The 17516-nt window shown below is 35.3% G+C and carries 19 protein-coding genes; 13 read left to right on the top strand and 6 right to left on the bottom strand.

Annotated elements, in window-relative coordinates:
- Nucleotides 1-29 precede the first annotated feature (29 nt).
- From A5N88_RS10210 to A5N88_RS10175, 8 genes are all read left to right on the top strand, one after another.
- Complete coding sequence (locus A5N88_RS10210; RefSeq protein ID WP_066265451.1) at nt 30-3257, top strand: phage tail tape measure protein; 3228 nt, start codon at nt 30-32, stop codon at nt 3255-3257.
- Between the two features lie 63 nt (nt 3258-3320).
- On the top strand, nt 3321-3518 hold the full coding sequence (locus A5N88_RS10205; RefSeq protein WP_066265449.1) for a DUF4177 domain-containing protein: 198 nt from the start codon (nt 3321-3323) through the stop codon (nt 3516-3518).
- A gap of 55 nt (nt 3519-3573) precedes the next feature.
- Nucleotides 3574-3804: a helix-turn-helix domain-containing protein gene (locus A5N88_RS10200; protein WP_066265444.1), complete on the top strand. Its 231-nt coding sequence runs from the start codon at nt 3574-3576 to the stop codon at nt 3802-3804.
- A 3-nt stretch (nt 3805-3807) separates the two neighbouring features.
- On the top strand, nt 3808-4740 hold the full coding sequence (locus A5N88_RS10195; protein ID WP_066265443.1) for a hypothetical protein: 933 nt from the start codon (nt 3808-3810) through the stop codon (nt 4738-4740).
- Between the two features lie 442 nt (nt 4741-5182).
- Nucleotides 5183-5917: a hypothetical protein gene (locus A5N88_RS10190; RefSeq protein ID WP_066265442.1), complete on the top strand. Its 735-nt coding sequence runs from the start codon at nt 5183-5185 to the stop codon at nt 5915-5917.
- Nucleotides 5914-6228 carry a hypothetical protein gene (locus tag A5N88_RS10185; RefSeq protein WP_066265438.1) on the top strand — a complete coding sequence of 105 codons (315 nt, stop codon included), beginning with the start codon at nt 5914-5916 and terminating at the stop codon, nt 6226-6228. The genes A5N88_RS10190 and A5N88_RS10185 overlap by 4 nt, the downstream gene beginning before the upstream one ends.
- Nucleotides 6225-6806 (top strand): hypothetical protein, encoded by a 582-nt coding sequence (locus tag A5N88_RS10180; protein ID WP_066265436.1) that lies wholly within the window; start codon nt 6225-6227, stop codon nt 6804-6806. Before A5N88_RS10185 ends, A5N88_RS10180 begins: the two co-directional genes overlap by 4 nt.
- Nucleotides 6807-6964: 158 nt before the next feature.
- Nucleotides 6965-7303: a YolD-like family protein gene (locus A5N88_RS10175; RefSeq protein WP_157090646.1), complete on the top strand. Its 339-nt coding sequence runs from the start codon at nt 6965-6967 to the stop codon at nt 7301-7303.
- A gap of 310 nt (nt 7304-7613) precedes the next feature.
- Here the strand turns inward: A5N88_RS10175 and A5N88_RS10170 are convergent, their stop codons facing one another.
- The 5 genes from A5N88_RS10170 to A5N88_RS10155 form a co-directional block, all read right to left on the bottom strand.
- Nucleotides 7614-8429, bottom strand: a complete 816-nt coding sequence (locus tag A5N88_RS10170) for a tyrosine-type recombinase/integrase (RefSeq protein ID WP_232317561.1) — start codon at nt 8427-8429, stop codon at nt 7614-7616.
- Nucleotides 8404-8751 (bottom strand): tyrosine-type recombinase/integrase, encoded by a 348-nt coding sequence (locus A5N88_RS25830; RefSeq protein ID WP_232317560.1) that lies wholly within the window; start codon nt 8749-8751, stop codon nt 8404-8406. The genes A5N88_RS10170 and A5N88_RS25830 overlap by 26 nt, the downstream gene beginning before the upstream one ends.
- A 172-nt stretch (nt 8752-8923) precedes the next feature.
- On the bottom strand, nt 8924-10129 hold the full coding sequence (locus A5N88_RS10165; protein ID WP_066265430.1) for a site-specific integrase: 1206 nt from the start codon (nt 10127-10129) through the stop codon (nt 8924-8926).
- A gap of 16 nt (nt 10130-10145) precedes the next feature.
- Nucleotides 10146-10352, bottom strand: coding sequence for a helix-turn-helix transcriptional regulator (locus A5N88_RS10160; protein ID WP_066265428.1), 207 nt, complete (start codon nt 10350-10352; stop codon nt 10146-10148).
- A gap of 495 nt (nt 10353-10847) precedes the next feature.
- Entirely contained in the window at nt 10848-11075 is a 228-nt protein-coding gene (locus A5N88_RS10155; protein ID WP_066265426.1) for a hypothetical protein, read from the bottom strand.
- 2349 nt (nt 11076-13424) lie between these two features.
- Between A5N88_RS10155 and A5N88_RS10150 the strand changes: the two genes are divergently transcribed.
- The 4 genes from A5N88_RS10150 to A5N88_RS10135 all read left to right on the top strand — a co-directional run bounded on the left by A5N88_RS10150 (nt 13425) and on the right by A5N88_RS10135 (nt 15421).
- On the top strand, nt 13425-13622 hold the full coding sequence (locus A5N88_RS10150; protein WP_066265424.1) for a hypothetical protein: 198 nt from the start codon (nt 13425-13427) through the stop codon (nt 13620-13622).
- A gap of 223 nt (nt 13623-13845) precedes the next feature.
- Complete coding sequence (locus A5N88_RS10145; RefSeq protein WP_066265421.1) at nt 13846-14025, top strand: hypothetical protein; 180 nt, start codon at nt 13846-13848, stop codon at nt 14023-14025.
- A 295-nt stretch (nt 14026-14320) separates the two neighbouring features.
- Nucleotides 14321-14590 (top strand): restriction endonuclease, encoded by a 270-nt coding sequence (locus tag A5N88_RS10140; protein WP_066265418.1) that lies wholly within the window; start codon nt 14321-14323, stop codon nt 14588-14590.
- 276 nt (nt 14591-14866) lie between these two features.
- The gene (locus A5N88_RS10135; protein WP_066265414.1) at nt 14867-15421 is read left to right on the top strand and encodes a hypothetical protein; all 555 of its coding nucleotides are present in this window, start codon (nt 14867-14869) and stop codon (nt 15419-15421) included.
- A gap of 227 nt (nt 15422-15648) precedes the next feature.
- On the opposite strand, the gene A5N88_RS10130 is transcribed toward A5N88_RS10135, so the two are convergent.
- The gene (locus tag A5N88_RS10130; protein WP_066265411.1) at nt 15649-16041 is read right to left on the bottom strand and encodes a helix-turn-helix domain-containing protein; all 393 of its coding nucleotides are present in this window, start codon (nt 16039-16041) and stop codon (nt 15649-15651) included.
- A 162-nt stretch (nt 16042-16203) separates the two neighbouring features.
- Between A5N88_RS10130 and A5N88_RS10125 the strand changes: the two genes are divergently transcribed.
- Nucleotides 16204-17430: an MFS transporter gene (locus tag A5N88_RS10125; RefSeq protein ID WP_066265408.1), complete on the top strand. Its 1227-nt coding sequence runs from the start codon at nt 16204-16206 to the stop codon at nt 17428-17430.
- Nucleotides 17431-17516: the final 86 nt, after the last annotated feature.

The raw sequence follows: 17516 nt of genomic DNA, 5'->3' as shown, positions 1-17516 counted from the left end.
AAAATGATTAGCAAAGGAAGGTGAATAAATTGGCAGGAAATAAAGAAGCAAAATTAAACCTCGTCATATCTGCGCAGGACGAAGCCAAATCAGTCATCGAGTCGCTGGCCAACAGCTTAAAGGAGAGTTTCGACGAAATAAAGGCGGCCATGACGGAAGCTTTTTCCGGTAAAGAGCTCGAAAGTTTCAAAACGGCGCTTACAGAAGTAAGGGAGACAGTAGCTGGCCTCGGATCACAAACGATGGAAGAAAAGGCTGTCATGGAAGAAGCTTTCGGAACGATGGCGAGGGCAGTATCCACAGATTCGGATGATATGTTAAAAAGCATTAAAAGCGTAACCAGCGATATGAAATCGATGGGAGAGGACATGAGCGCGCTAGGCCGGGACGCGGAGGAGCAAGCAGGGAATTCAGCGAAAGCATTCGTAAACATGTCATCCACTTTTTCTGATACATCTCAGAATATTAATGATGCGATTAGGACGATTACGGGCGGTATGAACGACCTGGAATCTAGCACGCGGTCATTAAGCAGCGGCATGGATGAATCAACAAATAGCTCTTCGCGTGCATTCGACGAATTGGCGTCAACTATCTCGGATGATGTTCAAACGATAGCAAGTAGTATCCAAACGATGGGAGACGGCTTACAGACAGTTAGAAGCGAATTGAACGACCTAAAAACCACCGCGGAAGAAACGGGGCAAGGGATCAAAGAATCGCTCGATTTTATGAATCTTCAACTTGCCGGTCAAATGATTGAGGGTGTAGGCCAAAAGATAACAGGATTCTTCGGCGAAGCGATTTCCAGTGCGGTTAATTTCGACCAAGAAATCACGAATACAGCAGCGTCGCTTAACTCGAATTTGCCAGAAGGAATAAAACTTTCTACGAAGCAGATTCAAGCGATGACAGACGAAGCCCTTAAGCTTGGTAATACCGGTTTCTTTAGCGCCAATCAGATTTCCGAAGCTATGAACGTAATGGCTAAACAGGGTATCGATTACACGCATATTATGAGCGGCGGTATTCAAACCGTTTCCTCGGTAGCCGCAGCAAATCAGCAGGATCTTGGCGAGACAGCAAACGTCGTGTCGGATATCATTCACGAGATGGGTGATTCACTGACGAAGGAATTTGGGCCAAGCACGCAAAAACAACTCGGAGCTGTCGGCGACGCAATGACGGCTGCACTTCACCACGCTAGGATTTCGATGGAGGATTTCTTAAATACGATGAAATACGTCGGTCCGCAGGCATCAGCCGCCGGTATTTCCTTCCGTGATGTAGCTGCAGGAATAGCTTTACTCGGTCAGCATGGTATCAAATCATCACAGGCTGGTACTACGTTACGCCGGATGCTTACAAACTTAACGCCGGCTTCGAAAGCAGCTGCGGATATGATGAACCAACTCGGTATGACTACAAAGAATGGCGGCAACATCTTCTACGATGCAACTGGCCATATGAAACCACTCGTGCAGGTACAGCAACTCCTACACGATAAAATCGCAGGTCTTACGCCACAAATGCAGCAACTTGCGCTTAAAACGATATTCGGTCAATACGCATTATCAGGTATGACGATCGTAGCAGAGACAGCACCGGCGAAGTTTGCGGCATTGGAAAAATCGATGGGAAAAATCGGAGTAACGGCGGAAATCGTAAAGGAGAAGTCCCAAGGTTGGGGCATGCAGGTACAGGCCCTTAATTCCCATTTCGGAACGTTTATGAAGGAAATCGGTGAATCATTAAAGCCGGTAATGCTTCCGTTAATTCAAATATTGAACCACCTAATGGATTTGTGGGAGAAACTTGGTAAACACTTTCATCAAATCGTGGCGGTTATCGGTTTGGCTGCCGGAGCATTTTTAATGCTCGGGGGTGCGTTATTATCGATTATCGGAACGGTAGGGATATTCGCCACATCCTTTGCTGCTGGATTAGAGGTGCTCGGCGCTATTGCCACGCCAGCAGGCATAGTAATAGGAGCAATCGCAGCAATTACCGCGGCCGTAATAGGATTTAAGATGCTATGGGATCATGATATTGGCGGCATTCAAGAAAAGACTACAGCTGTTTGGGATGCGGTAAAAACTGCGTTTGATGTATCGCTAGACTTTATCGGCAAGACAGTGCAGTCGGCTGTGAAAGTCGTAACAGAGTGGTGGGGTAAAATTTCACCGGACTTTCAGAAAGCGATGGATAATATAAAGAGCATCATGAAGTTCTTTGCTCCTCTTTGGAAAGCGGACTGGGACAATATTAAAACAATCACACAATTCGCTTGGACGGCAATAAAGACGGATATTACAACGATCCTCAACGTTATTAAGGCGATAATTCAAGGGGTTTGGACAACAATTACGGAGATATTCAAAGGCACTTTCGAAGTCATAACCGGAATCTTTCAAGCGTTTGTTCATCTCATTTCGTTCCAATGGGGTAGCTTCGGGAAAGATTTGGAGCGGATATTTACTGGTGTTGGGACGATTCTCGGAAGTATAGCGAAGGGGATGGACGTTGCCTTACGTGGGATATTTCAAGCACTATGGAGCGGTACAAAGAGTATTTTTAGTGCGGGAATGTCCGCTGTTACGACGATATGGAAAAACGGCTGGAATGGCGTTAAATCGTTTTTTGATCCGATTATATCCGCTATCAAGCAGGCGGCAGAAACGTTATGGAACGATGTCAAAAACGCCTTTAGTCAAGGGACGGCCGCGGCCATAAGTACCGTTAAAAATCTTGCGAGTTCCATAGAGTCTACACTTGCGGCCTTACCTGGCGAAGCGTTGCAATGGGGCGAAAACATGATAAACATGTTCATTCAGGGCATTGAAAGCAAAATTTCCGCCGTAGGTAATGCAATTAAAGGCGTTGCTAACACGGTTAAATCTTTCTTGGGATTTCACTCGCCGACAGAAAAAGGCCCGGCTAGCGACTCCGACCAATGGATGCCAAATATGATGAAGATGTTTACGAGCGGAGTCGAGGACCATACGCCAACTTTACAAGCGGCTATCGGCAAAGTAGCGCTAGGCCTACAAACCTCGTTTACACAAACGCATCAAAACGTTCAAAACATCGTTGCTAACCCGCATGTTAATATCCCAGCTTCGCCTTCCTCGAACGGATTCCATATCCAAAACCTTAATATTAGCGTTGACGGCCGATCCTCTAAGACAACCGACGAGCTCGCCGAAAAAATCGCAACTAAATTCCGCCAACAAATGCCGATGGTTTTATCCCGATAAAAAACTCTTTTGTATTTCTTTCTATTGTTTTACAATAATGGAAAAAAGAGAGCGGTGGTTATAATGCTAAAATGGGAGTACCGAACAATTATAATCAGTGGATCGGCTAAAACCTTATTGAGGGCTAAAGGCTTAAATATGGATGACCAGCTTAATGAACTCGGTCAAGAAGGATGGGAATTAGTGAATATGCTTGGATTGGGTACAGGCGGAAGCACCCAACTCGGTGTTCAAGCGGTATTCAAAAGACCAATAGAATGATAGTCCGACCTTAATAGGTCGGGCTTTTTATTTTACAAAAAGGAGCGATGAAAAGATGAAGATTACGGCTGATGTCCTTTATAAAATTCGGAAAGTATACCGTCTTACACAGGTAGCGATGGGTAATTTAATTAATTTGTCTGGCGCCCAAGTAAATCGAATTGAAAAAAAGAAGAGTAATTTAACCGATGCAGTGGTTGAACGTCTAATTAGCACCTTTAAACTAACACCACAACGATTATCGGAATTGTTGGCAGACTTCGATAAATACGGAAAGGGGTTTTAATAGGTGGCGGCTAATCATCTCGAAGAACATCAATTATGGAAGGATTTACCGAAGAAAACAAAACGAGGCGTCCTGGCGTTAACGGAGAATTTAACGGTCAGAGACGGTGTAGCTTTTTCGCAGGAAGGGGCCGACGTTTCGCATATAGTTGATATTAGGCTTAAAACAACTGAAGCGCAAGTTTACGGGCTGAATATGGTCGGCTCCCTCGCTCAACACGAAGAGGAGAACGGCGGCTTTGTATTCGCCTTTTTTAATGCACGCAAAACGATGGACTGCGCCTTTCCAACGCTCAGCCCGTCGGAGTTAGGCCGCCTTATGTTTATTGCGACATATACCGGTTGGAAAACCGGCGTGCTTAAGTACGATAACGGCGTGTCTATTACGAAAAAGGGACTACAAGAATTGTTGAAAATGAGCCGCAGTCGTTTTACGGAGTTTTATAAACGCCTTATCGATGCCGAAATCATCCGGGAATCTAACGACAGCCTATGTATAAATCCGAATTATTTTTACCGTGGGGAAAAGAAAGAGCTCAGCAGTGTGTTTAAGTCTCGCAGCCATACTCGTCTATTTCGAGATACTGTTCGTGACCTGTACAGCCGTTACAATGGGCGTAATATTAAGCATTTAGCGCTTATTTACTCCGTTCTCCCCTTCGTTAATTTCCACTTTAATATTCTCGCCTACAATCCCGAAGAAGCAACCGCAGACTATGTTGAACCCATTACACTCGATAAATTATCGGCATTACTAGGGTATCAGAAAGCCTCTACCTTATCGACGGCAATGAACGCTGTTAAATTGGACGGGAAGCCCGTATTCGGTTTCTTTCAAACGGACGATCGCAGAGCGAAGAAGGTCGTTTTGAATCCTCGCGTCGTTTATTCAGGTAACGGTAATCACCTCGAAGCAATTAAAGCATTGTTTAACTAGAAAGGGCGAGGCGAATTGGATAAGGTAAAAATCCGGCATAGTACTTCGGTAAGAAGGGAGCCGTGCAAAAGGGAGTTCATCCGGAATCGGAATTTAAACAAGCACAGAAAAAAAGGCACAGAGCTGTTATGGAGGGATTAGTCAGTTGGGGCGGCTTTAGATAAGATGTCTGCCCTAATTATGGTTGGAAAAGAAGGTAATGATGATTAAATGCAAGTTTTTTTGTTTATTAATTGTGAATTTTTTCTAGAAAGAATATTATAATATTAATAAAACCTTTGACTGTAGCATGAAAATGAGATATTTTAGTAAAGTTTGCAGGAAATTAATTTTATTTATAGAAAAAATATTATAAACTGTGCTAGGTTTGAAGTATCATTAATATGTATATCATATTAATAATTAATTATGTTAGTTAATTCAGATGGATTAGGTGATTTAGATGAAAATACAAACAACCTCTTTTAATACATTCTTCCCCAAATTTGAAAATCTAAGATATAAATTATTTGATTTTGAAGAGAAACTTCAAAATTATTTTATTAAACCGTTTAATACTATTCCGGTTCCCGATCAAGCACCAGCCGAAATTCCCAGAATTCATGCAAATTCACATCACGGTCATAGTGAATTAAATGTCAGTTTGGATAGATTATCATTTGTAACTAATTATGATGAACGCTTTTCTGAATGGAAGCAACATCACACTTATTTAAGTGAAAGAATCTTTCCAATGACATCAATTATTAAGGATTTAGTTAATAACCAATTTTTGTATTCAGGCCTTACAACGGATATTCTAGTAGAAGAAGTGGCAGAAGAGCCTATAAAGCATATATTTAACAAGTTCCTTAATTTTCAAACTAACTCAAATCCCTATGATTGTAACCTAAAGCTAACTTATGTTTTAAAGGATAAGTACTATTTAAACTTAACCATTTCAAACATAAGATGGTATTCTGGTAGCGGCAACCCTGAGCTGGCTCTTCCAGCTTATCTCGAAGAAGCAGGTCGTGGAATTATTTTGAATTTAGATATTAATGATAGATACGCTTATAATTATAAAAAAGGGTATACATCCAAAAGTGAAGAAGTCGATGAAATACTTGATATTACAAGTGACATTATTGAAAATAAAGTTAATGATATAGTTCTAAATGGGGTGATTGATTTATGAGGAAATTTTTAACTTTCGGAACGAGCGCTTTAGCGATCACTATGCTTTCACCCACTTCATCTTCACCTCCCAACTATGAATACTTACAATCAAGTAATCAAAAAGCAATGATAAATGTCATAGAAAAGACAAGTAGTGTTGTTAGAAATAATGCTTTGAACAATAATATTAAAACGAGTGTTTTTAATTGGAATAAAATGTCCAGTGAATTGTTTAGTGAGGCTAGAGAATTTACAAAAGAAGAGGCTGAAGCACATTATAATGCATTAAACAAGGTATCAACAATTAGAGGTAAGAGGTTTAATCTATGAAGGAATTTATAACTTTTGTTCAAGAACTCTTCCCATCTATAAATCCATATACTGCAGAACAGGCAATGAAGTCATTGCATCAATTGATTAAAGGGAAAGAAAAATTAGAGATATTTACTAATTATTCATTTGATTATTTAGTTCAAGGAGATATTGTATCAGAATTACCTTTTATTTATGTTGATGAGGATGGACAAGACAGGGAATTAAATAAAAAAGGTATCTTACTATCTAATACTTGTGATTCAGAAAGAGAAAAATTTTTATTATTTGCTCCGGTATTTCATATAAATACTTACTTAGAAGAAGGTCTAAGCGAAGCTAATATAAGAAACAATAAATATACAAAATTATTATATTTGCCTTCACTAATATTTCAAGACCACGTAGTAGATCTTAATATAATTAATAGTTTTCCTCGTTTATTGATTGAGAAACTAATAGATAAAAAGCAGTTAACAAAAATTAAGACGTTCAATCTTTTTGGCTATTATTTGTTATTAGCTAAACTAACTGTGCACTTAATGAGGCCGGAAGATACTGATGTAAATCAGAGTCGAGAGTCACTAGGGGCATAACACCTAGTTAATGGGTATGAAAGAATAATGATGTAAGGCTGAGTTACTGCGTCTGTCGTCATTCATGGGGTTCGTCAATTAATGGCGGACTCTTTTTATGTATAGAAACATATGTTCGTGTTATAATATCGTTATACAAGCGAAGGGAATGACCGAACTTGACTATTCGAGATCGTGGAACGAAGAAGTGGGTATCGTTAATGCTTCCGGAACATATGACGATGCTCCGACAGCTATGGGGAGAGTTTGATTTCGAAGCAAAACCGTTCTTAGACGAGTTTCAAAAAGAAGAATTTGACCAGCGCATATCCTACGCAATAGAGTACAACCTTCCTGTTAAAGTAACGACGTGGACTAATGGGGGTACATACGAGTTTATAGGGCGAACACATTACGTCGATCCGTTAACGAAGGAACTTCGTGTGAAATCCGAAGAAGATGGCCGCCTTGCGTACATAAGATTCAGCGATATAATTGCGATAGAAGTTATCGACTAAATAATTTCGAAATGTATTGCAAGGTAACGTTCCTATCGGTTATACTATGTAAAAATACGTGTGACATACCGTTGACTTATCGTTGATATAATAACGTTTGACATAGCGCTGACTTTCCGTTGACTTAGCGAACACCTTGACAGGGTGGGGGTCGCTGGTTCGAGCCCAGTCAGAATCATACCTGAGAGAAAGCCTGTAGTCCTTGTGTATCAAGGGTTGCGGGCTTTTTTGTTTTTAAAATTTAAATCTCCTTACCACCTTTGAAAATTTAATCTGCACAAAATCTGCACAAAAGGTGTGGAAAATAATATTAGCTATTATTTCGATTGAAAAGTGTCTGTTCAAATTTAGTTGCAGCTTTCTCTTGCAAATCATCACTAACATGAGAATAGAGATCTAAAGTAACAGCAACTCTTGAATGTCCTAGGCGTTCACTAACCACTTTTGGATTTTCTCCTTGTTCCATCATAATGGTTGCATGTGTATGCCTTAAATCGTGGAAACTAATTCTCGGAACTTGGGCTTTTTCCATCATCTCATAAAATTGGCGTAACAAATTTCTCGGATTAATAGGCTTTCCATTTTCGGTAGTAATCACAAAGTCATTATCCTCATATTTATAACCCATATTATCTTTTGTAAAAAGTTGCTTTTCTTTATGGGTTTTTAGCTGATTAATCACATGCTCCGAAATAGATATTTGCCGTTTGGATTTACTTGTTTTTGGTTCTTTAACCAGCAACCCTTTATTTTGCACATAGGATACACTTCGTTTAATGTGAATTTTCTTATTCCCAAAAGTTATATCCTCCCACTTTAGTCCTAGAATCTCCCCACGTCTCATTCCGGTAAAAATGGCAAGAATATATGCAATTCCATAGGATTTATTTTTAACAGTGGTAAGAAACCTATTTACTTCCTCTATATTCCATGTCGTTTTCTCAGGATTTTTTACTTTTGGTGGTTTTGCATTTACAACAGGGTTGGATTTTATTAATTCCCACTTCACCGCTTGTTCAAAAGCTTGCCGCAACAAGTTATGCATATGACGAATATATGCGGCAGAATAACCCTCATCGATTTTATCATCATAAAAATGGTCAATATCCATTGCTTTTAATCTCATTAATCTTCCTATGTTCAAAAGAATGGATTATGTGATTCTTAATTAGATTTTCTCTGCTTTTTGCTGTAGTTTCTTCTACACTTCTTTTATAGACGGTCTCAAACCATTTATTAATAAATGCAGGGAACTCCTCTGTGCTTTCTTGCAAATAATCACCTGATACAATTTCACTTTTAACTTTTAATAGTTCTTTTTTTGCTTCAGCCTTGGATTTATACGGACCAAAACTCGCTTGTTTCCGTTTTCCCTTTCGGTCCTTCCCAACATCAACGCGGAAAAAATAGCCTTTTTTCTTTTTCTTTATGATTTTGTCAAAGTCCAAAGTGTTTACACTCCATCCTAATTTTGGAATAGTGTGTAGTATGCGGTGTCTTTATTTTAACAGAAATTGATAAACCATATGTTGAAAAATTGTGCTTTTTTTTCCTAGATTCATTATTGGGAAAATAAAAATGGAACGTAAACTAAAAAAGTTTACGTTCCATTCTTCTATATTATGAAGCGATAAAATCCCCAAGATCTCCCACAGCTTCTCTCATTATTTCTAGATTCACATGTGAATAGAAGTCCATGGTCACTTGAACTTTAGAATGACCTAAAATATCACTAATTACTCTGGGGTTTTTATTAAGTTTCATAAGAAGTGTAGCTGTTGTATGCCTTAAACCGTGTAACGTTGTTTGTTTTATATTTAAAGATCCAATTATTTTTCTGAATTCTTTCGTTAAATAGTCAGGTGCAATTGGAGTTCCGTCATATTTAATAAATACATAATTCTCTTTATTAAAATCATTTCCATATTCTTTTTTCATTTCATCTTGTAATTGTTTTTCTTTTCGAAGTAAATTAAGAATGATTTCTGGAATTGGTATTGTTCTATTCAGAGACTTTTCAGATTTAGCTTTTTTTGTGTATATCAAGCCTTTACCCTTAACTCTATTTAATGTTCCACTTATTTGGATAGTATGGTTAATGAAATCCACATAATCCCATTTAAGACCTAGAAGTTCACTGCGACGAATTCCAGTATATGCATCTAGTACAAAAGGTAAGTACACATGTTTCTTTGCTACTGCTTCTAAGAATATTTTTAATTCTTCTTTTGAGAATGCTTTATCTGCCTTATTTTTATTATCTTTTACTTTTGGTTTATTACTAATGTCTATCATTGGATTTTCTTTTACTAATTTCCATTTTATAGCAGTAGCAAACGCTTGATTAAGAAGAGAGTAAATAATTTTTAGATATGAATCTGATAACGGTTTTTTTGTATTTTCATTTGTATTACCTGATCCATCTTTTTTATATTTAATAATTCGGCCATTGTTTCTCAAAACATTAAAAAATTGATCTAATTGACGCGCGTCAATATTTTCTAATGGGGTTTTCTTGAAGTATGGAATTAGTTGACTACCAATAATGTATCTCCTTCTTTCTATAGTAGTCTCGACTTTTCCAGAGCAATATACCGTATCAAACCATTCATTAATAAAATCATCAAATGCTTTATAAGATGGTTTGAAAAAAGTTCCATTTCTCACTTGATATCTAATATTAATTAAATCAGCTTCAGCCTCTCTTTTTGTGTTAAATGGTCCAAAATTCTTTTGTAATCTTCGTCCTGTAATTGGATCCTTACCAATATCAGTTCGAAAGTAATATCCTTTTTTGCCCTTTTTAACTATTTTTTTAGTATCCAATTTGAAGTATCCTTCCTTATTTCAAATTTCCTTTTACACTATTGAGCCATTCAAAAAAGTCATCACGTTTTACCCTCATGGATCGGCAACCAACAAATTTTATTAACGGAAATCCTTCTTGTTTCATAATTTTATAAGATGTTGGTTCAGATACACTTAACAGATTTGAAATATCATGAGCTGTTAAAAATAATGGCAATTCTTCTTGAGTTTTATAAGTCATGTTTAATCCTCCTATAGGTAGTGAATAATCTTAGCTTCTTCAATCTACAGATATGAGCTAGTGGTAATATAAAACTTAATATTGTCCTAGTTAACTGGAATTTTTAAATCGAATGTATCAACTTCTTTTCATGAACAGATAAACTTGAAGACAAAAAACCCCCAATGACTAAATCTATATCAATTGATATAAATCTTCATTGGGGGTTTCCCTTGTTAATATTAAGTTATTAACATAATAAATTAACAAAATAATTTTGGCAAGCGAAAAGTATCTAAATTTTTTAAAAAGAGGCATTTGTGATATGAATTAATGTGATTAAAATAAAATGCTATTTTTATTTTGTTTATAACCCATGTATTAATAATCAAAGGTTTTTTATGAGTTTGTCAGGTTGTAAAAAAAATTTATTTACAAGTAAACTATTGGTATTGTCAAAACTTCAAAGTATTGAACATGAAATAGAAGTACTGAACATTAGGCTGTTTGGCTAAATCAAAACTTATATTTATAAATTAAAGCGACAAACAGATGGTCTGTTACTTTAAGAATATTTCTATTGTACTTTTTAAAAGTAAGTAGATAGAAATATGCTCCAACTAATAATGCTCCAGGTACAATGAAATACAGCGTGTTGGGATGTTCAAAAATAATTATTACTAAAGCATAAATGACTGCGATAATAACTTTACCTTTTGTGTATTTAAATTTTCTTCTACCCATTGGAATTTCCTTTCAACTGTTTTTTTGTTATTTTTTAACATTATGGACAAAGATTATTCCATTTATTTTTAAAAGGGATATATATCCAAGTAGAATTTTTCAAAATGTTATTATTCCGTTAGTTTAATTTTTTATATGCACTTAAATTTGAAGAAATAAGGTAAACACTACTACATCTGTTTTCAAAAAAGTGTCTGCGACTTAATGTCAAGACATTTGAGGGTAGGAACAAAAGAAGCTGATGAAAAACTATTCACTGCATCATACATTAAATTATTTTACAGAAATTTTACATATCAATAGTTTAAAAGCTTGTAATATCTATGCTTACTATTCCTTTTCTACTTTGACCACCAGTGTTATTCTGAGGGAATGTATTAATCCTAAAATGGATTTTAGAGGAAGTAGTTCACATCATAAAATAACTATTTAATGTAGTAAGATTTTAACTCTCAGCTAAAAGTTTGTTTGTAAAAGCTCGCAGTCAAAATTGGCTAAAATAAAGACTGCAAAAATATTTGGCTTTATTAAGCATCTTGAAGGATGTTTTTTTGGGTAGTGGGTGAGGAAAAAGGAGACAGTAATTAATAATATTGGCGTTTAAAGTAGAAGTTTGAAGGAGTTCCTCTGGGACTTTATCCCCTTAGCTAATTTAATTATTTTATAAAATATCACAGTTTATAAGGGTGGAAGGAACGACAATTTGGGGAATAGATAGCAATAAAGTGCTTTTCTTTTTTGGAACTGTATTTTAATACGTCCAACTGCATATTTTGCAACTTTTAAAATTTAAAAACAGACATGTTTTTTGTAAGGAAAATGATAAAAAAACAAGACGAAAAGTTAGCGCTTCACAGTATATTAGTCCCGAAAAAGGAATCATTTTCTGTTTCTAAAACTCTTGCTACAACTAGATTTAAGATTGTTAGGTCTATGAACGGGTTCATAGGGACAATTGGGTACACTTTAAGTGCACCCAATTGTTCTAAGAACCGATAGTCCTTTCAAAACAAAGGTGGAAATAATTATACAAAATATAATTGATGTACCAAGATCAATCATTAGATGTTTGGTTGTTAATAATAAGGTTTGGAAGACAACTGGAAAAGTGCGAGGATGTTAATATTCCGAAATCTTAGGAGAGAGGAGCTCCGAAAAAATGCTTGAACTGAATTTCTAAGGAAGAATTAGAGCACATATAACTGGCCGATTCTATAATGTGAAAATATAAATAAATTAACTTTGCATTAACGGACAATAGTGAACAACTAGTAGTGAAACAAAAATTTTGCCAGTTTCCTTTATTGGAACACTTTGATGGGGCTCGTTTTAATTTTACCGGTTAAATTAATTTACTTCCGATAAACTTCTATTTTCGGAGGAATAGAAGCCCTTTGAATATCAATTAAAATTAGCGTTTTAAATATAATCTTGAAACTTTCCTATCGCATATATATATTCATATTGGAGCTAATGACGAAAACTCTGAAAAAACCAGGGCTTCCCTCATTAGTGGATTACTGGTACCCTCTTTTTGCTATATATTATCTTAAAACAATTTACTGGTAACTAATAATAGTTACCAATATGACGACCGTTATTTTTTTAGATATTAAAGAAAGGCTCAATTATTACTTATCCATTGGTACATCAAGCTTAGGAATAGTAACTAATATTGGTTTCCAATAATACGTTCGCTAATTAGGGACCATTTTAATTTTTTGTCTCTGTAAAAGAATATTGTTAATATTAATAAACGACAACGGACTTCATGCTATACTGTCTCAATAACCTTTGTTATACTTTTCCATTCTAAACCGCGTTTATTTAAAGCACCTGTTCTATCTTAAACATGTTTTATAATTTTTTTGTATTTGTACCAAATTTATCAATAAGACTCTTTAGTAGTCTGGCCTGCTCTTCTTTTACTGCGGGTATATCTTTCCGCAGCTCTTTTAACTTTTGTTAAGAATTTGCTTTAAAATTCCATCCATTACCCGCTCATCCATGTTCTGTAATTTATTCTTTCACTTGTGTAAAAACAACAAGGAACTTTAACAAAGCACAATTATACCAATATATAGGTTGGATACATTACATAGATTCAGTAAAGCAAGAGCTGAGACTGAAGTCAGGAACAGATGGGCTAGATTACATAAAGTTAAGTGAAATTGTTGATGTAAAAATTATCGATAATAAGCATATATAAATACTTTACACATACGCATAGTTTGTACTAGTGGTTTATATAATTAGAATAGGTGAATTTTTCAAGGGTATAATAATAGAGGCGTTTAAAAGAATTCACAATCATTTTGATTAGCTAATTATCTCTGGAGGTGTATCTACTTGAATCGAGAAGAAAAGACATCACAACATGGCAGGGGGAAATCATCTTATAAAATCGGTGAAGCTGTTGAAGGTGAAAGAGCGGTTTTTACCTCCAAAACTGGTAAGGAAGAATGGGGAAGAGTGGTTTACAAACGAAAACCAGATTATAGATATGATCCGTATAAGAAGTTAGTTGGCAAAGAGAGAGATATATAATCCTTCCCTTTTATCCGTATAAACTTTGCACTTTAACTCTACAAAACGCTTGTTTAAGACTTATTTGATATGCTCTCCTATCCTATAAGTAACAAATTGGTAATAACAGTAACGATTTTTCCGGGACAACTATTATAATAAATGATGAAGAAATGAGCTCACAGTTTCTTGTTAATTATGATTTGATGAGAACTATCAATTATCCATTTGGAGGTGCTCTTTAATGGCCAGAATAATAAATCCAGCACAAAAAAGGGTTCTGCCAATAAAAGACTTATACAAAGTTGGTGAGCCTGTTGTTGGTGTTAAGGCTATCGCACCGATAAAGGGAAAAGAACAAACCGGCCAAGTGGTTTATAGGCGAAAAGCGCAATATAAAGATTTATTTGAAAATCACGTATAAAATTAATTAGACAAACAATTTAATCAGAGATTAAATTGTTTTTTATTTTCATTTATAAGAGCAAACTTCTTCATTTTATTAATAAGAAAATAAAAGGATCAACGATATCATGTTTATAGTTGAAAGAGAAGTGAAGATGCTTGATGGATAGATTTGCTCTCTATTTGATTATTGTTATTTTATTAATAGCATGTCAGTTTATCGCAAAACGGTGTTCCACCTAAACTTTATGCGCTTCCTAACAATGGTGGGAAACCATATTTAGCCCAATCCTCAAGATGGATGGGGAAATGAATTGGGTTATTTAACCCCAAATGGTATCCAGTTTGAACGTTATTTATTAGTCTTATTTAAGCAATTGGGCTATAAGGTTCAGACTACTCCTTCAACGAATGACTATGGAGCAGATCTGGTACTGGATGGAAGAGATGGTCGGATTGTTGTACAAGCCAAAAGATATAAAAACAACGTTGGGATTAAAGCAGTACAGGAAATTGTCTCCGCTAAGATTTATTATTCTGCGAATCGGGCATGGGTTGTCACAAATAGTCATTTTATAAAATAGGCTGTTAATTTGGCTCAATCTACTGATGTTAAGTTAATAAGTCGTGATGAATTAATAGAAATGATGTTGGTAGTAAAAGATGCATTAAAATATAAACAATAGAAAGAAATTACTATACATACAGCAACTGTAGACACTTTGTAATTTTAATACCCCTTTTTCAAACCAATCAAGTAAGCTATTACCATTATCAGCAAAACTTTCCAAAATAATATAGAATAGTAGATAGAAAAACAGGGTAAAAAAACAAGTCTTCTAATTTAAAGGAGGTTCAATATGAAAAAAACACTCGGATTACTTTTGCCAGCTCTTTTGATATTTGCCGGATGTAGTCACTCCACTAGCAGCTCGGGGCCAGCCCCTACTTCATCACAGAGAAAGGGAGAAAATTCAAACCAAGGACAAAACAACAAGTCTAATTCATCTTCTACAAACGATGGTAACTCTTCCAATCAGAATCCTTCAATAATAGGCAGCAACTCTAATTCTAAACAAAGTAATTCTTCAACCAATACTTCTCCAGCAACTCAAAATAGTTCTAATAACTCAACTAGTCAACAGTCTAGAACTAACAATAAGATTCAATTAAAGAAAAAAAGTGTCAAGATTACAAGTGGGGTAGCAGCTGCAAAGTACTTGAGACAAAAATTAAATAAGGAAAATGATACTGATACTTTATTTGATGATTTAGGTGGGGCAGTGGATAAGGATAATAAAGGAACTTACTATACTATTAAACTTGTTTCTAAATCGATGCTAAAAAATGGTGGTAGCGGTACTCTCGATATATATAAGGTCTATGAAGATGGAACTTATCAGGCAAGATATTAATACAAATTAATATGATTAATAGGAGAGTTATTTTGGTAACTCTCCTTTCTCTTTGTCAATTATTAATATTACTTTATATATAAACTATATAATATATTCATCAATTACTAATGCTAGTTGGTTCACATCACGACCTTCGAGAGGTAACTTAACTTTTGAATCCTTTTAATGAAATATTTGATAATATTTCTCACAAGTGTACACCTAGAAACGTGATAAAGTATGTTCTAGTAAACATTATTATTGTATTGCCGAGATACGGTTTGATATGTTCCTCCGATTGGATTAACTTGCCCACCGGGTTGTACTGAATTCACTTGACTAGATGGAACGGTAGCAGCCGGAACATCTTGCTGGTTTAAATTCAGGGATACTTTTACTTCACCCCCCAGAGCGTCCGCAATCTTTTCAAGCAAACCTATAGAGATGTTTTGTTCACCTTTTTCGATTCTTGATATAGCACTTTGTCTTGTATTTAACTTTTCAGCCAATTCCTTTTGTGACAAACCTAAAGATTTCCTTAAGGAAATAATTTGTTGAGCCACCTCATATTCCAATTTAGTCTCTTCCTCTTGGCTTTTCATTAAAGTATCTTCCTTAACATCATTAACTTCACTCATTAAATTACACCATCCTTACTTTTAATATCCATCTACCAACTTTTTAAAAGCTGAAACATTTTATATTTTTATAAATAAATTTAATTGTTCGATAATATATCACATATATGTTATATTGATTAATATAACATATATGTGATATGAAGTGGAGGGAAAATTAAAATGAATACTCAAGTATTAATAAAAAAACAAGCTCTAATAGCAAACAAAAAGTTTATATTCTTAATGTTAGTAAGAACACTAACAGGTTTATCTTTTGGAATTTACCTGTTAGGTGAGAGTTGGTATGTAGTTAACGAACTCAATATGAAAACTTATTTGGGAATTATTCTTATGCTCACCAGTATACCACGATTGTTTTTAATGTTTTTTGGAGGAATTCTTTCTGATAAATATAGTAAAACAAATATTATGTTTGTGTCACTAATTACAAGAGGATTATTGGTGTTTACATTGGTTGGTTTAATTACTACTAAAAACGCAAACATCCCAGTTTTGCTTTTATATGCGTTTTTATTCGGTAATTTAGATGCTCTATTTTATCCAGCGAACTCGTCTATTGTTTCAGAAGTTGTTGATAAAGAAGAACTGACAAGAGCTAATTCATTTCTACAATCAACAAACTTATTTTCCACAATGGTAAGTCCAATTTTAGCCGGTATACTATTATCAATCGGTTCTTTCACTATTCTTTTTTCTGTAACCGGACTACTTTTATTGTTAAGTGGGATAAGTGTATTTTTTATTAATACTTCATCTCCAATTCATCAAAAAAATGAAGAATCTGTAATTGAAAACTTAAAATCTGGATATAGATTCGTAAGAAAGGATACCTTGCTAACTAGCTTAATGGCAATTATTCTAATTGTGAACCTTTTTATAGTTGGTCCAGTTAATATTGCTCTTCCGCTTATTGTTGATGAAAGGTTAGGTGCGAGTGCCCTTAACTTGAGTTTTATGCAATGTTCCTTGTTTTTAGGGATGTTGGGAGCAACCATTGTCTTTTCAATAATAAATGTGCGAAAAAAACGAGGGATGATTATATTAAGCGCAATGATTTTATCCGGTTTTTGTATCTTAACTCTAGGGTTGATTCACAATTTATTTCAAGGATTATTTTCTCTTGCAGTTTATGGTGTTTGTATCTCAGTTAGTTCTTTAATCATTGCAATCATTCAAGAAAATACTCCAAGTGAAAAAATGGGCAGAGTAATGGGGCTTACTTCTACTGCTTCACTCGGACTAACACCACTATCCTATGGACTAACTTCATTGGCGTTATTTTTGAAAATCCCGATGTCACACATTCTCATTGCTTGTGGATGTCTTGTAGTTATTATATCAAGTTACATAATGTGGAGAATTAATGTTGTTCGTGTGGCTGACTAATACATATTGATGCTAAACGTATAATTCATTCGAGTCAGGGTAACTCAGGCAGCCCTTTCCTTGTTGCACTAACCGGGCAGTTTAGT

The sequence above is a fragment of the Heyndrickxia acidicola genome (genome assembly GCF_001636425.1).
Taxonomy (GTDB): domain Bacteria; phylum Bacillota; class Bacilli; order Bacillales; family Bacillaceae_C; genus Bacillus_AE; species Bacillus_AE acidicola.
This window is presented reverse-complemented; position numbering and strand designations above follow the sequence as displayed.